Annotated in this window: 14 protein-coding genes; 6 read left to right on the top strand and 8 right to left on the bottom strand. The window is 65.0% G+C overall.

The genetic code is table 11. The features are described 5' to 3' along the window. Nucleotides 1–63: 63 nt before the first annotated feature. Both BN2694_RS10045 and BN2694_RS10040 read right to left on the bottom strand, forming a co-directional pair. The gene (locus tag BN2694_RS10045; RefSeq protein ID WP_135664704.1) at nt 64–1,794 is read right to left on the bottom strand and encodes an ABC transporter substrate-binding protein; all 1,731 of its coding nucleotides are present in this window, start codon (nt 1,792–1,794) and stop codon (nt 64–66) included. Nucleotides 1,795–1,914: 120 nt separating this feature from the next. Then, nucleotides 1,915–4,659 (bottom strand): ABC transporter ATP-binding protein, encoded by a 2,745-nt coding sequence (locus BN2694_RS10040; protein WP_135664701.1) that lies wholly within the window; start codon nt 4,657–4,659, stop codon nt 1,915–1,917. An 84-nt stretch (nt 4,660–4,743) separates the two neighbouring features. Here BN2694_RS10040 and BN2694_RS10035 point away from each other — a divergent pair, with 84 nt between their 5' ends. After that, entirely contained in the window at nt 4,744–5,292 is a 549-nt protein-coding gene (locus BN2694_RS10035; RefSeq protein ID WP_244605398.1) for a DUF7529 family protein, read from the top strand. 89 nt (nt 5,293–5,381) lie between these two features. Here BN2694_RS10035 and BN2694_RS10030 read toward each other — a convergent pair whose 3' ends face one another. Further along, the gene (locus BN2694_RS10030; protein WP_135664698.1) at nt 5,382–6,062 is read right to left on the bottom strand and encodes a TOBE domain-containing protein; all 681 of its coding nucleotides are present in this window, start codon (nt 6,060–6,062) and stop codon (nt 5,382–5,384) included. 157 nt (nt 6,063–6,219) lie between these two features. On the opposite strand from BN2694_RS10030, the gene BN2694_RS10025 reads away from it, so the two are divergent. From BN2694_RS10025 to BN2694_RS10015, 3 genes are read left to right on the top strand one after another with little or no spacing between them, the layout of a single operon-like run. Next, nucleotides 6,220–7,179, top strand: coding sequence for an extracellular solute-binding protein (locus BN2694_RS10025; protein ID WP_135664695.1), 960 nt, complete (start codon nt 6,220–6,222; stop codon nt 7,177–7,179). Nucleotides 7,180–7,207: 28 nt separating this feature from the next. Next, nucleotides 7,208–8,041: an ABC transporter permease gene (locus tag BN2694_RS10020; protein WP_210408937.1), complete on the top strand. Its 834-nt coding sequence runs from the start codon at nt 7,208–7,210 to the stop codon at nt 8,039–8,041. Next, nucleotides 8,038–9,063, top strand: a complete 1,026-nt coding sequence (locus BN2694_RS10015) for an ABC transporter ATP-binding protein (RefSeq protein ID WP_135664692.1) — start codon at nt 8,038–8,040, stop codon at nt 9,061–9,063. The genes BN2694_RS10020 and BN2694_RS10015 overlap by 4 nt, the downstream gene beginning before the upstream one ends. Nucleotides 9,064–9,163: 100 nt before the next feature. Here the strand turns inward: BN2694_RS10015 and BN2694_RS10010 are convergent, their stop codons facing one another. After that, complete coding sequence (locus BN2694_RS10010) at nt 9,164–9,901, bottom strand: beta-ketoacyl-ACP reductase (protein ID WP_135664690.1); 738 nt, start codon at nt 9,899–9,901, stop codon at nt 9,164–9,166. Between the two features lie 221 nt (nt 9,902–10,122). Here BN2694_RS10010 and serB point away from each other — a divergent pair, with 221 nt between their 5' ends. Both serB and BN2694_RS10000 read left to right on the top strand, forming a co-directional pair. Further along, on the top strand, nt 10,123–10,755 hold the full coding sequence (serB, locus tag BN2694_RS10005; RefSeq protein WP_135665544.1) for a phosphoserine phosphatase SerB: 633 nt from the start codon (nt 10,123–10,125) through the stop codon (nt 10,753–10,755). Further along, nucleotides 10,752–11,762 carry an alpha/beta hydrolase gene (locus tag BN2694_RS10000; protein ID WP_244605397.1) on the top strand — a complete coding sequence of 337 codons (1,011 nt, stop codon included), beginning with the start codon at nt 10,752–10,754 and terminating at the stop codon, nt 11,760–11,762. The genes serB and BN2694_RS10000 overlap by 4 nt, the downstream gene beginning before the upstream one ends. Before the next feature lie 54 nt (nt 11,763–11,816). Here the strand turns inward: BN2694_RS10000 and BN2694_RS09995 are convergent, their stop codons facing one another. From BN2694_RS09995 to BN2694_RS09980, 4 genes are all read right to left on the bottom strand, one after another. Next, the gene (locus BN2694_RS09995; protein WP_244605396.1) at nt 11,817–12,149 is read right to left on the bottom strand and encodes a fibronectin type III-like domain-contianing protein; all 333 of its coding nucleotides are present in this window, start codon (nt 12,147–12,149) and stop codon (nt 11,817–11,819) included. 184 nt (nt 12,150–12,333) lie between these two features. After that, entirely contained in the window at nt 12,334–13,224 is an 891-nt protein-coding gene (locus BN2694_RS09990; protein ID WP_135664687.1) for a class 1 fructose-bisphosphatase, read from the bottom strand. Between the two features lie 242 nt (nt 13,225–13,466). Further along, entirely contained in the window at nt 13,467–14,762 is a 1,296-nt protein-coding gene (locus BN2694_RS09985; RefSeq protein ID WP_135664684.1) for an O-acetylhomoserine aminocarboxypropyltransferase/cysteine synthase family protein, read from the bottom strand. Nucleotides 14,763–14,890: 128 nt separating this feature from the next. Then, nucleotides 14,891–16,495 (bottom strand): DNA-directed DNA polymerase II small subunit, encoded by a 1,605-nt coding sequence (locus tag BN2694_RS09980; RefSeq protein WP_135664680.1) that lies wholly within the window; start codon nt 16,493–16,495, stop codon nt 14,891–14,893. Nucleotides 16,496–16,650 lie beyond the last annotated feature (155 nt).

Genomic DNA, 16,650 nt, shown 5'->3' with positions numbered 1-16,650 from the left:
CACGTCGACGGATAAAAAGGTCCCGTCGTGTATTTCTACGTATGGGTCGATTGATATGTTAGCTCACTCGACAGTGACGTTCGTGAGGTACGGGCCGCCGATTGCGGCGACGGTGTACCCCGAGACGGTCGAGGCGACGCCTCGGACCTCCTGGGCGTAATCGATGTAGACCCACGGGGCTTGCTCGTGGGCGACGGCCGCAGCCTGATTGTACAGGTCGGCGCGTTCGCCCTGGTCGGCGGTCGTCTGGGCGTCCTCGACGAGGCTCATGTACTCACTGTTGGCCCACGCTGCGTAGTTCGACGTGTTGAAGCCCTCAGTGTCCCAGGAGACCCAGTCCTGGCCCTCGGGAACCTCACACTGTGGGTGCAACAGGACATAACAGAAGTTGTCGGGGTCGGCGTTGTCGGTGTACCAGCCCGACAGCGTCGCCTGGTGGCGTCCTTCGCTGGTGTAGGTGAGGTAATCCGAGAACGGCCGGTCGTCGATAGTCACCTCGATGCCGATCTCGGCGAGGTTCGTCCGGATGGTCTGGGCGGTCCGGATCGGGGCCGGGTTGTACCCTCGGGGATTCTGGAAGGTCGTCAGCGAGAACGAGAAGCCATCGCCGTAACCCGCTTCCTCGAGCAGGGACTGGGCTCGTTCACGGTCGGTCTCGTAGGGACTAAGGTCGTCGTTGTGGCCGAACAGGGCCGGCGGGATGGGTTGGTCAGCCTGGGTGGCGATACCCTCGTAGATATTCTCAACGATTGCCTGGGTGTCGATGGCGTGGCTGATCGCCTGCCGGACACGGCGGTCGCGGAACGCCTCGACCTGGGACATGTTAAAGGCCATGTACCCGATGTTGATCCCCTCGATCGTGCGGATTTGGGCACTGTCCGAGCCGTCGACGATGTCGATACTGCTGGGATCGAGCCCGTCGATGATCTCCATCTCGCCCTCGACTAAGGCCTGGGCGCGCGTGTTGTTCTGGCCGCGAGTCAGGAACAGCACCTCGCCGAGTTCGGGACTCTCGCCCCAGTAGTCGTCGAACGCCGTCAGCTGAATGCGGTTATTGGCGTCGTCGAGATTGGACAACTCGAAGGGGCCCGTTCCGACCATCTCCTCGTCGAGGTTGACGTCGCCCTCGATGGCCTCCTTCGAGATAACGACAGAGGGGAACATCGCCAGATTCCGCAGGAAGGGGGCGTACGACTGGGTGAGTGTAATTTCGAGTTCGTAGTCGTCGGCGGCCTCGACGCTGTCGATCCAGTTGCCCAGCGTGAAAGGCCCGTACGCGGAGGCGTCCTCGAAGTAGTATTCGTAGTCCTCGTCGACGAAGCGGCGATAGGTTGCAACGAAGTCAGCGGCGGTGAACTCGGTTCCGTCGTGGAAGGTCACACCCTCACGCAGAGTCAGCGTGACCGAGTCTCCCTCCATCGACCAGTCGGTGGCTAAGGCCTCGGTAAGGGTGGCCTCGCCGGGCTGGAAGGCGATCAGTCCCTCGTAGGCCTGGTTGGTCACTTTCGCCACCTCGCCGCTGGTGGTGTTCTGGGGATCGAGCGTTGCCGAGTGAGCCCCCCGTCCGTACCGGAGGGTCGCACCGCCGGGTTCGCCGTCGGACCCGGTGTCGCCGTCGGCCCCAGTGTCGCCGCCGGTATCGGTCCCGTCGGCGGAGTCCCCGTTGTCCTCCGTCGGGGTATCGTCGCCGCCCAGACAGCCGGCGGTCGCGCCGGTGGCCATCACCGCGACTGTCGCCGTCCCGGCTGCTTGTAGGAATTCACGTCGTGACCGTTCATCGTCACTGTGTGCCATGTGTTCACACTAACAATCGACCCTCTTAATAGTGACGCAGCCGGTAGACGGTAGCGCACGAATCCACGATATTTCTTGATTATCGGCAACAATAAACCAGGTAGCGCCGGACGTTACTGACTATTCGTCCACGGCAGTGTGAAGATGACAGGCGGCAGGGTGGGCATCGTCTTCGGGGAGCGCCGGTTCCTTGCGTTCACAGACGGTCCCGAAGGACTCCCGGAGAAGATCGGCGGCGGCCGCCCAGTCGCCGTCGCGAAGGTGATCGACGGACTGCTCGACAGTCTCCCTGACCTCGCTCGGGAGCGGCCCCTCGAAGAACTGCTCGAGGATGATCGCCCGGAGGTCCTCGCCGCCGTCCGGGACGGCCTCCGATCCGGTCCCGGCACCGCCGGCTCCGACGACCGCGGCCTCTTCCCGGAGCGCGTCGAGGTCGATGTCGCGGTCCTCGACGCGCTGGCGGTAGAACATCAACTCCCGGAAACGCTTCTGGTCGATATCCAGATCCTCCGGGGGGATGACTGCCGGACACCGCGTCCGGAATTGACACCCCGAGGGCGGGTCGATCGGCGAGGGAACATCGCCCTTGAGAATCGTCCGATCGTCGGTGTCGGCCAGCGGATCGGGTTCGGGGATAGCAGAGAGCAGCGCCCGGGTGTAGGGGTGTTTGGGGTTCTCGAACAGCGCCTCGGTCTCGGAGACCTCGGCGATTTTGCCGAGATACATGACGGCGACGCGATCGGAGATGTGACGGACGACCGAGAGGTCGTGGGCGATAAAGAGGTAGGTCAGGCCGAACTCCTCCTGGAGGTCCTCCATGAGATTGATGATCTGGGCCTGGACGGAGACGTCCAGCGCCGAAACGGGCTCGTCGGCGACGATGAAATCCGGATCGACCGCCAGCGCGCGAGCGATGCCGACCCGCTGGCGCTGGCCGCCGGACATCTCGTGTGGGTACCGATCGTACTGGCCCGGTTCCAGCCCGACAGCCTCCATCAGTTCGACAACGCGCTCGCGGCGTTGCCCCTCGGCGAGGTCGTGGATCTTCAGCGGCTCCATGATCGTCTGGCCGACCGTCATCCGGGGGTCGAGACTCGACATCGGGTCCTGAAAGACCATCTGCATGTCCTTGCGACGCTCGCGTAACTCAGCCTTCGAAAGGTTACCCAGATCGTCGCCGGCGAAGACGACCCGGCCGTCGGTGGGCGGATCGAGGGACAACAGCGCCCGGCCAGCCGTGGACTTGCCACAGCCGGACTCCCCGACCAGCCCAAGGGTCTCGCCCTCCCGGACAGTCAGATCGATCCCGTCGACGGCCCTGACGCTAGGTGTACCGCTCCCCCACACCCGATCGAGGAGCCCGGAATCCTGCTGGTAGTACTTACACATGTCCTCGGTTTCGAGTAGCACGTCGCCGATCTCGGTGTGGGTCTCGGAGTCGACGCCCGCAGTGCCGTACTCGTCGCGGTCGAAGTCCTCCAGAATGCACTTCGAGCGGTGATCGATGTCCCCAGGACCGTGCTGGCGGAAGTCGATCTCACCCGAGCGACAGGCCTCCTCGGCCCAGGGACAGCGCGGCGCAAAGTGACATCCCTCGGGCATGTCGATGAGGTCAGGGACGTTGCCCTCGATCGGGGTCAGCCGGTCGGTGTCCTCGGTCGGGATCGATTCCAGCAACGTGTAAGTGTAGGGATGGCTGGGATCGTGGAAGATCTCCTCGACGGGTCCCTCCTCGACGATCTCGCCGGCGTACATCACCGCGACACGATCACAGACCTCGGCGATGACCCCCAGGTCGTGAGTGATCATCAGCACCGACATCCCGAGCTCGTCTTGGAAATCGTCGATGAGATCGAGGATTTGGGCCTGGATGGTCACGTCCAGGGCGGTCGTGGGCTCGTCGGCGATCAGCAGATCCGGCTGACAGGCCAGCGCGATCGCGATCAGCACGCGCTGGCGCATGCCGCCGGAGAACTCGTGAGGGTGCTCCTCGGCGCGGGCGGCGGCTTCGGGGATACCCACCTCGTCAAGCATCTCGATGACTTCGGCGGCCACCTCCTCGTCGTACTCACGGCCGCCGAGTTTCGGGAGGATCTCCCGGATGCCGTTGAGCCAGGTGTCCGGCTTGCTCCCGCCATACTGGTGGAGGCGCAGAGACTCGGCGACCTGCTCGCCGACGGTCACCGCGGGGTTCAGCGACGTCATCGGGTCCTGGAAGATCATCCCCATCTCGCCGCCACGGACCTCCCGCATCGCAGACTCCGGGGCGGCTGTCAGGTCGACGATCCCTGTCTCGATTGTTACATCCGCGGGATCGGCCCCCGATCGGAGCCGTTCGCGGGCGGCGTCGTCGACGTAGACGTAGCCCGAAGCGGCTGACTCGATCGCGGCGTCGAGATCGGCGGCGACAGCCGTCGGATCGGACTCCGCCGCGAGGTCGTCGACCGACGTCCTGACCGCTTCCGTCAGATCATGGGGATCGTCCCCAAGGTCGGCCAGCGTCCCACGCAGTCGCTCAGTGAGTCCCTCGACACGACCGTCGGTCCGCAGAGTGTCGACGCAGTCTCGAATGGTTCCGATAGGTTCCGACGGGTAGGGGACGAGAGCGGACCTGTCGGTCGCCAAGAACTCCGTCGCGAGGGCGTCGTCCCGGAAGGTGACCCTGCCGGCCGTAACCTCACCCGGATCGTCGACCAGGCCCATTGTCGAGAGAGCGGTGACGCTCTTTCCGGAGCCCGACTCGCCGACCAGACCGACCGTCTCGCCCTCCGCGATCGACAGGTCGATCCCGTCGACGGCCTTGACGGTACCACGTTCCGTCTCGAACTGTGTCCGCAGGTTCGAGATCGATAGGAGATCGGTCACTGAGAAGAGTTGGCAGAGCGGCGGAAAAATACCTTGCGGGAGCGGACGAGCAATGTTTTTCCCCACGACCGTCCGTGTAGGCACATGCCCAACGGTTCGGCGGACGACGACCCGCCCGGCAGGGCGAACGAGGAGTCACTGGATGGAGCGACCGACGATCCGACGGTGGACGGAGTCCCGCGGAACGTCCGTGCAAGCGACGGCTGGCAGGCCGTCCTGGACGAGCAGGCGGCGACCGCCGAGTCCTACCGGTCGGAAGACTGGGAGACACTGGAGCTTCACCCGGGGGATTCAGTGTTCGTGGACAACGAGTCCCGGACCGGTTTGGATGTCCTGTTGTCCGGCCCGGAGTACGAGGACCTGGAGACACTCACCGACGCCTACACCTTCAGGGAAGTCGAAGTCTTCCGTGCGAGCGACGGATCGACGGTCTACCTCCTGATCGTCGAGCGGGCCCCTGCCGAGAACGTCGCCGTGTTGATCCCGGCCTATTACGACCGGACCCAGGCCGGCGAGACGTTGCAGGCCGTCCGGACCGCGGGGGAGATCCGACTGTTCTGTCGCCGGTTGAACGACGAGTACGTCGAATTGCGTCACGACGACCCCGCACCGTTCCTGCCCGCTGAGGAGTGAGCCGGCAGGCGAGGCCAGTCCCCAGCACGGTATCGTGAGGGACGATACCGCTCTGGTCGTTCGGTGTCCGGGCCGGCACTGGCGGGCGATCAACGCGGGACCGCGCGGGTCGCGGTCGCCTTGAACGACGCGACGACCGGCGTCCCCGATTCGAGTTCGAGCATACTGATGCTATCCTGAGTGACGGTCACCCGTAGCGTCAGATCGGCGGCGACCGCGACGTCGACGTGAGCGATCGCCTCGCCCGACGCGACGCGCTCGACGATGCCGTCGAATCGATTTCGAGCGCTGGTATCAGTGGCCGACGGAGATGTCTCCGGGCGGTGGAGCGTGATGGCGTCAGCCCGGAACAGCACCTCGACCGCAGTGACGTCCTCGAACAGCAACGCCCGGACCGTCCCGGCCGGCGTCTCGACAGTGGCCAGTTCCCCGTCACGGTCCCGAACCTGGCCCTCGATAGCCACCTCGTCGGTCCGAGCCGAGTCCGAAAGAACCGCCTGAAGGCGGTCGAACCGATCCAGCAGATCCCGGCCCTTCGAGGTGAGCTCACTGCCGCCACCCTGGCGGCCGCCCCGGCTGCGCTCGGCGAGGGATCCCAGGACCGATTCCAGTTCTTTCAGGCGATCGTGGGCCCGCGAGTAGGATCGACCGAGCGCCTCGGCCGCCGCGTTCAGCGACCGGTGTTCGTCGATCGCGGCAAGCAGTGCTGCGTCCGACGCGTCGAAGCTCACGCCGTCGATTCGGAGATGGGCCTCGAAGCCCGCGTCCATATCCCCGCTTCTCCGGGGCGACGCATAGCCCTGTCGGCGACTGGGACAGAGCCACACTCTGACCCCTGGAACCACTCGCTGGCAGCGACCAGTCTCGCACCGACTGCGTTCGGCACAACCGTTATGTCCAGTCGGGCATATCGACGGGATAGAATCGATGGGCCAACAGACGCCAGCACCGGCAGAGCCAACCCGTCCGGTGACCATCACCCGCCGGGCGTTTCTCGCGAGCGTCGCTGGGGTCGGGGCGGGAGCGCTGGCGGGCTGTCCCGGATCCAGTGATCCGACCGCGTCGGTCCTCGCGGCGGGGAGCCTGGCGAGGGTGTTCGAGAACGTGGTCGGGCCGGCGTTCGGGGAGCATTCGGCCTACGACTACCAGGGGGAGTTCCACGGCTCCAACGCAGTCATGCGAATGGTCGCGGACGAACAGAAACGCCCGGACGTAGTCGTCAGCGCCGACGCCTCGCTGCTCCGGGAGCGTCTACAGCCCGAAATCACCACCTGGGACGTGGCGTTCGCCTCGAACGCCGTCGTCATCGCGTACGACCCCCGAACACAGCTCGGATCGCGGCTCGATTCGGGCGAGCGATGGGACAACGTGCTAACGAGCACTGACGCGGCGGTCGGGCGGACTGATCCGGATCTGGATCCACTGGGGTACCGCGCCGTCCAGCTGTTCGAACTTGCCGCGCGGTACTACGACCGGCCCGAGCTAGCCGCGCGCCTGCGGGCAAACACGACTGTCGATCCCGGGGAAGCACAGTTGCTGGCGGGCGTCGAAGCCGGCGATCGGGCGGCCGCGATAGCCTACCGGAATATGGCCGTCGATCACGGACTGGCCGCCCACACGTTGCCACCCGAGTTGAACTTTGCCGAACCGACGCTGGCCGACCACTACGCACAGGCGTCCTACACGAGCGACGAGGGACGAACGATCGTGGGGACGCCGATCGTCTACAACGCGACGGTTCCAGGGGATGCCTCCCGTCCCGAGGCCGGCCGGGCGTTCGTCGGCTTTCTCGCGGAGCGCCCCGATCTGCTCACCGATAACGGCCTCGTCGTGCCCGAGTCTGTCCCCCGTGGCCACGGATCTGTGCCCGAGGGGGTACTCCCATGAGTGAGACGTCTACTCTCAGGTGGTCACAGTGAGTTACGCCGATCGCCTCCGGAAGTTACGGGTCGGGCCGGACCGGAAGTGGCCCAACGCACGCACCCAGCGACTCGCCCTCGGAGTCGTCGGTGGACTCCTGGCCGCAGTGTTGGTCGTTCCGGTCCTGTCGTTTCTCGTGGTCGTCGGCCTCCCCGACCTCGGATCGTTTACCGATCCCGACGTGCTCTCGGCAGTACGAGTCTCACTGCTGACTGCACCGGTCGCGACGCTGGTGGCAACGCTGTTTGGCGTCCCACTGGCGTACGTACTCGCCCACGAACGGTTCCCCGGCAAGCGCCTGGTGGAGGCACTCGTCGTGCTCCCCCTCGTGACGCCGCCAGTGGTTGGTGGCACGATGTTGCTGACTGTCGTCGGGCGATACACACCCATCGGGGGCGCGGCGGCAGCCCTCGGCGTCAACCTGACAGGTGGGTATCTCGGCGTCATCGTGGCCCAGACGTTCGTCGCCGCGCCGTTTCTGGTCGTGACCGCCCGGTCGGGGTTCGCCGCGATCGACGAGGACATCGAACGGGCCGCCCGTAACCTCGGGAAGGGACCGATCGAAACCGTCCGGACGGTCTCGCTGCCGCTTGCTCGCGGGCCGATCCTCGCCGGGGTCGTGCTCACGTTCGGGCGGGCACTCGGGGAGTTCGGCGCGACAATGATGGTCGCCTACCAGCCACGGACGTTGCCGACCCAGATCTGGACCGCCTACATCGCGGGCGGAGTCGAGGCGACGGCTCCGCTGGTCGTCGTACTCCTGACTGCCGGACTGGGAGTCGTCGCGGCGCTGCAGTACGTCGGCCAGTCCATCGGGTTCGATACATGACACTGAAGATCACCGATGTGACGGTCGATTATCCCGAGACGACGATCGGCCCACTCGCGCTGACAGTCGACCCCGGCGTGACGGCCGTGCTCGGTCCCTCGGGGGCAGGCAAGTCGACGCTACTGGCGGCGATCGCTGGCTTCGAGAGTCTGCAAAGCGGCACGATCGTCCTCGACGGGCAGCGACTCGACGGCCATCCCCCCGAGGATCGCAACGTGGGATTAGTGTTCCAGGACGGGGCGCTGTTCCCCCACTTGAGCGTCCGCGAGAACCTGGCGTTCGGAGCTGCCCCCGGACGGGACGTGCCTGCGGTGGCTCGTCGCCTCGACATCGCGGACCTGCTCGACCGGGCACCGGAGACACTCTCGGGAGGCGAACGGAAGCGAGTCGCCCTCGCGCGGACGCTCGCCGCCGATCCGGACGCACTGTTGCTCGATGAACCGCTGGCGAGCCTCGACGCCCCGATCAGACGACGACTCCGTCTCGAACTCCGGGACGTCCTCGCTGCTCTCGATGTCCCGGTTCTGTACGTGACTCACGACCGCGAGGAGGCGATGACAGTCGGCGATCGCCTGGCGATCCTGCATGGAGGGACGATCGGCCAGACCGGTCCGGTCGAAGCCATCTTCGACGCCCCCGCGAGCCCCACCGTCGCGGAGTTTATCGGTTTTCAGACCGCCATCGAAGGGATCGTCCGCGGACGGGCAACAGAGCGAACCCGCGTGGACATCGGCCCGACCGAACTGGTCGTCCCGGCGGAGACCGATGCCGACCGGGTTGTCCTCGCGGTCCGACCGGCCGATCTGACCGTCGATCCAGATGATCCCGCGATGGCGATCGAGGCGCGAGTGGCCTCGATCGCGGTTCGGCCGACCGGTGCAGTCTGTACGTGCGAGTGGGGCGGTGGGGAACCACTCCGGGTACGGATCGACCGATCCGCAGCCGACGGACTCACGGTGGGCACGCCCGTCACCCTTGGCATCGATCCCGGTTCGTGTCGGCTGCTCCAGCGAGACGGCTGATTGTGAGGGTCTGTTCGAACGATCACTGCTCGGGACGGGCAGATAGCGTCCCGGACGGGGTGCTCCGTCGGCTGTCGCCCACGGTACCGAGTGGAGTGGATTAGAGATCCATGCCGCCGTTGACGTCGATGATTTCGCCGGTGATGAACGACGAGCGCTCGCTGGCGAGGAAGGCAACCACGTCGGCGACTTCTTCGACATCTCCGATCCGGCCAAGCGGCGTGTCCGCCTCGACCTGTTCGATGATCGAATCCGGCAGGTCCGTCACCATGCTCGTCTTGATGAACCCTGGTGCGACGCAGTTGGCCGTCGATCCCTCGCGAGCGAGTTCCTGGGCGAGGGTGCGGGTAAAGCCGAAGATGCCGGCCTTGGCGGTGGCGTAATTGGCCTGCCCGAGGTTGCCGCCCTTGGCGACGATGCTTGAGATGTTGATCAGTCGCCCGTCCTCGGCTGCGGCGATGTCGTCGTAGAACGTCTGCGTACAGTGGAACGTCCCGTCCAAGTGAACATCCAGCACCGTGTCCCACTCCTCGTGGCTCATCTCCTTGAAGAAGACGTCCTGGTTGATCCCGGCGTTGTTGACCAGCACGTCGACCGGTCCGAAGGCGTCCTGGACCTCCGTGGCCATCTGCTCGACCTCGTCAGGTTCGGTCACGTCGGCCTGGACGGCGAGTGCTGACCCGCCGGCGTCTTCGATCGTTTCGACGACCTCGCGGGCGGCTTCCGCTGAACTCCGGTAATTCACCGCGACTTCGCACCCAGCCTCGCCGAATCGCTCGGCGATCCCACGCCCGATGCCGCGCGATGCGCCCGTCACGACACAGGTTTTCGGTTCCATGTACCGGGTGAGGCAGGCAGGCGACAAATTCCTTCGGCGTGACGCAATATTGGCCGGGCCGGAACGACCACGATTGAGAGGGTCGGGTTGTTGGTCGGGACCCCCGTCGACCCACAGGGCACTGGGGCCTTGAGCGAGTAGTGGATGGCGAGAAGCGACGACCGAGAAGACCACTCCGTCGAACCGCGCCTTTTGAAAGGATGGCTCGCAAACCCGAAGCTATGCTAGTCGCCTTCGACTTCGACGGGACGCTTTCCGGAGACGAAATGACGACCTTTCTGGCCGAGAAGGTCGGCGTCGTCGAGAAGATGGATGCCATCACCGAGCGCGCAATGGCCGGCGAGATCGAGTACGCCCAGAGCCTTCGGGAGCGGTGTGCGTTGCTGGAAGGGCTGGACGACGAAGCGACCCGAGACGCCTTTTCGCGGGTTCAGCTCCGACCCGGTGCAGCCGACGTGATCGGGGCGCTGAACGATGCCGGCGTGACGACGGCGGTCCTGACCGGGGGATTCGAGCGCGGGGTCGACGCCGCCCTCGAGGACGCCGATGTCTCGGTCGACCGGATCGTCTCGAATCGGCTGCCCGTCGCGGATGGACAGCTCACGGGAGAGGTCGAAGGACCGCTGATCGAGGGCACCAAAGACGACGCCCTGTCGGACCTCGCCGAGGCATACGGCGTCGAAATGGACCAGACGATCGCCGTCGGCGACGGCGCCAACGACCTGCCGATGCTGGAGGTCGCCGGGCTGGCCGTCGGATTCGACCCGAAACCGGCCGTCGGACCGGCCTGTGATGTGGTGGTCGAGTCGATGGACGAATTACACGACGTCCTCGAGGCGGAGGGCGTGTTGTGACGGGGGCCGACGCCGCGGAGCGCGAGGGTCTGCCGTCCGTCAGGATCGAGAAAGGCGTCACGTACGCCCAGCGCGATGCGGGCGCGATGAAACTCGATCTGTACGTCCCCGAGACGGACCGAAAACCGCCGCTTTGCGTCTACGTCCACGGTGGTGGCTGGGTGATGGAGACGCGCGAGAACGCACCCGATCTCGACCGGTACGCGGCCGAGTGGAGTGTCGCGTTCGCGAGCGTGAGTTACCGCCTCGCGCCGATCCCCGCAGGTGCCGACCCCGAATTTCGTCCGGACCCCGACAACCCGACGCCGAACGGCATCTTTCCCGACCAGATCCTCGACGTGAAGGCGGCGATCAGGTGGCTGCGGGCCAACGCGGGAACCTACGGGTTCGACGCCGGGGACATCGCCGTCTGGGGAGCGTCGTCGGGGGGACACCTGGCCAGTCTCGCCGCCACGCTCGAGGATGTCGCGGACCTCGAAGGGGAAACGTACCCGACGCAGGCAGTCGAAAAGCAGGTCGCCCCAGAGCGATCGGGTGCGGTCCAGGCCCTCGTCGCTTGGTACCCCGTCATGGACTTTCGGAACCTCCCGGACCGTCCGGATAGCGTCGAGTCGCTCCTGCTCGGCGGACCGATCGCCGAGAACCCCGAGAGAGCGAGACTTGCGAGTCCGCAGGCGCACGCCACGCCCGATAGTCCGCCCACGCTTCTGATGCACGGACGCTCGGACGAGGTCGTCCCGATCGGCCAGAGCAGACGCTTCTACGACGCACTGACTGAACGAGGGGTCGACGCGACGCTGTACGAACTCGACGAGCGCGGACACGTCTTCGATCAGACGTCCGAACGCTCGGCCATGGATGGGCTGACGAACGAGCCGCGGCCGGGCCAGGCCGTTCTGGCGAGCGCGCACGACGAGGAAGGGTCGACCGCTGAGGTACTTCTCGACACCGTTCCGCCGGCCGGCCCCGACGCGATCGAACAGTTCCTGAGACGGACCATCCACTGACCGAAAACCGACCGGAACAGCGGCAAGAATCAACAGAAGGCTGACGGCGGACGCTTACCTGTCGAGTACAGTCTCGCTGAAGTACGTGCGGGCACTCCGGGCGAGTTTCCGCGGTTCGCCGACGATCTCGAAATCGCCAATAGTTCGGATGTCGGCGGCCGAGGACCCGACGCGGAGTTCGTACTCACCGGGTTCGACAGTCAGGTTCATGTCACAGTCGTGGAACGCAAGCTGGGTGGCGTCGATCGCGAACGTGACCGTGGCGGACTCGCCGGGGTCGAGGTGAACGCGCTCGAAGGCCCGCAGTTCCTGGACTGGACGGGCCTGGGGGGCCGGCGCTGGTGGTATAGACCTGGCAGACATCTCGCTTTCGTCCTCGACATCCATCCAGCGTGGCGGCACGGATTCGAGCTAGGCGACCTGCTCCGCGACGGTCATCCGTGAGAGGGGGTCCTCGACGTGTCGATCCACCGGCAGGGACGTGTCTCGATAAGAGGGGGAGATCCGAGTTATCCATGTCACGAACCTCGACCGGGATCAGTGTGGGTGTTGTGACCGTTTACGCGACAAGTCACCGCGAGGCTTCGAAACGCTCGACCAGCGACTCGTTGCCGATCGCCAGCGGCGTCCGAGCGTGGAGTTCATCGACGGAAGAGCGCAGCAACGAGCCGGTCTCGTCGGAAGAGCCGCCCCCGGCAGCCTCGACGATGTAGCTGATCGGGACCGCCTCGAACTGGTGGCGCGGCTTACCGTTCGGGTAGGACTCGACGGCGGGATAGGCGTAGATGCCGCCGTTGGTGAGGATCCGAGGCAAATCCGCGATCACGGCACCAGTATAGCGGAGTTTGTACTCGTCTCGTAGTTCGTTCGCGAATTGCTGGAAGCCTTTGTCCCACTCCCACTCCCGGCCGCCGAGCGCGAAGATCTCGGGGTCGTCAGGAATAGACACGTCGGATCGAAGGACCGTCGGTACCCCGCCTTCAAGGAGATACTCAGTTACGGTGTCGTTTCGCGCCGTGATCATCACCGTTATCGGGCCGAAAGTGACGACCGCCGCAGCGACCAGATCGCCGCCCGCAGCTGGAAGGGGCGCATCGTAGATACCGAGGACGATCCCCAGGCTGTTGTTCGAGGCGAGGTTCCCGGAACCGTCGAGCGGATCGACCGCAACGGATAGTCCGTCGCCGTCGCCGACCACATGTTCTCGCTCCTCGCTCGCGTAGGCACTCACTCCCCCGAGGGCGAGCAGTCGCTCCTCGAGTACCTCGTCGGTGAACGTGTCCGCAGCCAGTTGCGTCTCGCCACTCGGATTCACGGACCCGACAGCGTGGCGGCGCGAACCCAGCGCGTCCCTGATCGCCGGAGTGGTCGCGGCGATTGTAGTCAGTATCTCCGTGACGGCACGGCCCGCCCCATCCCCACCCGAATCCCTGTCCTGAGCTCCGGCGTCGATAACCGGCATCCTACCTGTTGGGTGTGTAACCGTAACTATGAGCCTTCCGAAAAGTAACTAAATAACCCATTTGGGGAAGTGCTTGTCTGGCGGTCTGACGCCATCGAAATCGACAGTTGATCAGCCTATATTCGTCTCTGTGCAGGCACGAAATCGAAAGATATCGAGAGTGTCCAACCGGCAATGGAGCGGCTGGGCGGGAATCAGAGAACTACGGGCCGCCCCACTCAACGCGTTGCCCAGCGCCCTACTTAATGCGTTGCCCAGGTGATCGCCTGGTCGAGATCGTCGATGATGTCCTCGGTGTCCTCGACGCCGACAGAGAGCCGAACCATGTCGTCGGTGACGCCCGCGGCAGCCTTCTCCTCGTCGGTGAGTTGCTGATGAGTCGTCGAGGCCGGGTGGATGATGAGCGTCTTGGCGTCGCCGACGTTCGCCAGCAGGCTGGCGAGCTCCGTCGACTCGACGGTGTCGCGTGCGGCCTCGTAGCCCGCTTCCAGGCCGAAGGTGATCATCCCGCCGTAGCCGCCATCGAGGTATTTCGTGGCTTCCTCGTGGGTTTCGTGGCTCTCCAGGCCGGGGTAGTTGACCCAGGAGACGTCATCGTGGTCTTCGAGGTACTCGGCGACGGCCTGTGCGTTCTGGCTGTGGCGCTCCATCCGCATGGGGAGTGTCTCCAGGCCCTGGATCGTCTGCCAGGCGTCGAATGGAGCCTGCTGGTTGCCCAGATCGCGCAATCCGCGGGCGATTGCGGCGTAAGTGAACGCGGCGTCGCCAAAGCGCTCCCGAAAGTTGACGCCGTGATAGGCGGGGTTGTCCCCCGCAATCTCCGGGTACTTCTCGGCGTACTCGTCCCAGGGGAACGACCCGCCGTCGACGAGAATCCCGCCGATTGTCGTCCCCGAGCCGTGGATCCACTTCGTCGTCGAGTTCCAGACGAGATCGGCGCCGTGTTCGAGTGGGTTGCAGAGATACGGCGTCGCAAAGGTGTTGTCCACCAACAGCGGAACGCCATGGTCGTGGGCGATGTCGGCGATCCGCTCGATGTCAGGCGTCACCAGTGCTGGATTACCGATGGTTTCGAGATGGACGTAAGCAGTGTCGTCGTCGATGGCTTCCTCGTAGGCGTCGTAGTCGAGCGTATCGACGAAGCGCGCCTCGACACCCTGGCGGGGGGCCGTGTGGGTGTAATAGGTGTAGGTGCCACCATAGAGGGCCGAGGCGGTGACGACGTTGTCACCGACGTCCGCGAGCAGGAACGTCGCGAGATTGAGCGCGGCCATCCCTGAAGCGGTGGCAACAGCGCCGATACCGCCCTCGAGTTTGGCGAGGCGCTGCTGGAGCAGCGAGTTGGTCGGGTTCATCAGCCGCGAGTAGATGTGACCCTCCTTCTCCAGGGCGAACTGTGCGGCAGCGTCTTCTGCGTCCTCGAAGACGTAACTCGTCGTCTGATACAGCGGCGGGGCCCGAGCCCCAGTCGCCGGGTCGGGGTCTTCCTGCCCGACGTGCAGTGCGTCCGTATGGAATCCGCGGTCGTCGTCGCTCATGGCGAGCGAGTCTACGACACCCGACGTTGTATAAGTGGGGTTCCGTCACCTGGACTCGCCTCCGTCGGTGACAGCCGTCGAGATTCGCCGGTATCGAAACGGCCCAGGAAAACGCAGCTCGGCCGACGCTACCCGAAACTCCGGATCGTCAGGAAGTCACTGGCGTCACTCTCATCGAGTTTGTCGAGATGGACGATCGGCGCGTAGCCCACGTCGGGGTCGATGTTGACGCTCTCCTGGAAGCTCGTCTGGCGCTGCCAGCAGGCACTGTTGATCGTCAATACGTTGTGGTAAGTGCCGTAACCCAGTTTGTGGACGTGGCCGGTGTGGAAGACGTCAGGGACGTCCTCCATGATGAGGTAATCCCGTTGTTCCGGGGCGATCCGGGTGTGGCCGCCGAACTGCGGGGCGACGTGACGTTTCTTCAGGAGTTGTCCCATCGCCTTGTGCGGGTCGTCGTAGCTCGCTTTCTCCTCGGGCAGTTCGGCGATCACCTCGTCGAGGCTGACGCCGTGGTACATGAGGATATCGACACCCTCGACGGTCACCGTCGAGGGATTCCCCGTGATCGTCGCATCGTGAGCAGACATGATCGAGCGGAGTTCCTCGTCGAAGGCCGGCTGTGGTTCGGCCAGCCGAACCGCGTCGTGGTTGCCCGGGATCATCACGATCTCCAGGTCCCCGGGGACGTCCTTGAGATGCTCCGCGAAGGTCTCGTATTGCTCGTAGATGTCGACGACGTCGAGTTCCTCGTCCTGATCGGGATAGACGCCGACGCCCTCGACCATGTCGCCAGCGAGGAGGAGATATTCCACGCGCTCGGCCTCGGGGGTGTGGAGCCACTCGGCGAAGCGATTCCAGGCCTCGGCGTCGAACTCCTGGCTGCCGACGTGGACATCGCTGATCAGCGCCGCACTGACTTCCCGGTCAGCGGTAGAAGGCTCGAACGTGCGGGGAACGTCCGGGAAGTGGATCGCGTCGGCAAAGAGGATCCCACCGTCGTCGGCGAGTGTTCCCTCGATCGCGATGACCTCGTCGTAGAGTAACTCCTCGACCAGGTCGGCGATGTCCCGGTCTTTCATCACCAACGCCGGGAACGTACCGGTAGTGTCCTCCAGTTCGACCAGCCAGTGGCCGCTGGCCGTCGAACGGATGTCGGCGACCATTCCGACGATCGTCGCCTCGCTCCCGCCGGGCATCGACTCGACGGCGGTCGCCGGTCGGTGGTTGACCCGCCCCCGGAGTTTTCCCGAGAGTCGCTCGTAGCGGTCCCGAAACACCGCCAGGAAGTCCGAATACTCGCCGGTGCCGGTCGACCGACCAGTCACGTCCCCGGCGATCGTCGGTTCCGTGGGAGCTCTGCCGCCCTCGCGTTCGCCCGTAACCCCCTTCGTTTCACCTGGAGAACTCGTTTCGCCATGGAGTGATTCCGAGTCGTTACTTCCAGTTGAAATAGAGGGGGTCGGATCACCCGTCGATCCGGACGACGATTCCGTCGGTTCCCCGGGGGCGGTGGGTGCCGGCGGATTCGACTCGAGTGATTCGGTTTCGACAGCGTCGCGTGCGTGTTCGACAGAGAGTTTGAGCGCGCCTTCGGGGACGGCTTCGAGTGCGCGTTCGATCGCCGCCTCGGTGTCGGCTGCCCCCGCGAGGATCGTAACGGCTTCCCGCTCCGCGTTGTACCCCCGACTCGCGAGTTCGTCGACGATCCTTGCGGGCGTCTTGAGAGGCACACTACGTCTACAGCGAATGCCCCAGCAAAAGCATGGCGGTCGCCGCGGACGGGACTCCGGCCATCAGCAGGTATGGTCAACGATCAAATCCAGGAAAAGCGGACCGATCTGTCGTGACGATCCGGAAGTACCGCTCGAACGTGGGAGTCGAACAG

The sequence above is a fragment of the Halorhabdus rudnickae genome, from assembly GCF_900880625.1.
Lineage (GTDB): Archaea > Halobacteriota > Halobacteria > Halobacteriales > Haloarculaceae > Halorhabdus > Halorhabdus rudnickae.
Note: the sequence above shows the minus strand (reverse complement) of the source record. Positions and strands in the feature narration are given on the sequence as shown.

Excerpts from the sequence above, each read along its gene's own strand:
- BN2694_RS10045 (WP_135664704.1), bottom strand. The coding sequence starts at position 1,794 with ATGGCACACAGTGACGATGAACGGTCACGACGTGAATTCCTACAAGCA.
- BN2694_RS10035 (WP_244605398.1), top strand. The coding sequence starts at position 4,744 with ATGCCCAACGGTTCGGCGGACGACGACCCGCCCGGCAGGGCGAACGAG.
- BN2694_RS10030 (WP_135664698.1), bottom strand. The coding sequence starts at position 6,062 with ATGGACGCGGGCTTCGAGGCCCATCTCCGAATCGACGGCGTGAGCTTC.
- BN2694_RS10025 (WP_135664695.1), top strand. The coding sequence starts at position 6,220 with ATGGGCCAACAGACGCCAGCACCGGCAGAGCCAACCCGTCCGGTGACC.
- BN2694_RS10015 (WP_135664692.1), top strand. The coding sequence starts at position 8,038 with ATGACACTGAAGATCACCGATGTGACGGTCGATTATCCCGAGACGACG.
- BN2694_RS10010 (WP_135664690.1), bottom strand. The coding sequence starts at position 9,901 with ATGGAACCGAAAACCTGTGTCGTGACGGGCGCATCGCGCGGCATCGGG.
- serB (WP_135665544.1), top strand. The coding sequence starts at position 10,123 with ATGCTAGTCGCCTTCGACTTCGACGGGACGCTTTCCGGAGACGAAATG.
- BN2694_RS09995 (WP_244605396.1), bottom strand. The coding sequence starts at position 12,149 with ATGGATGTCGAGGACGAAAGCGAGATGTCTGCCAGGTCTATACCACCA.
- BN2694_RS09990 (WP_135664687.1), bottom strand. The coding sequence starts at position 13,224 with ATGCCGGTTATCGACGCCGGAGCTCAGGACAGGGATTCGGGTGGGGAT.
- BN2694_RS09985 (WP_135664684.1), bottom strand. The coding sequence starts at position 14,762 with ATGAGCGACGACGACCGCGGATTCCATACGGACGCACTGCACGTCGGG.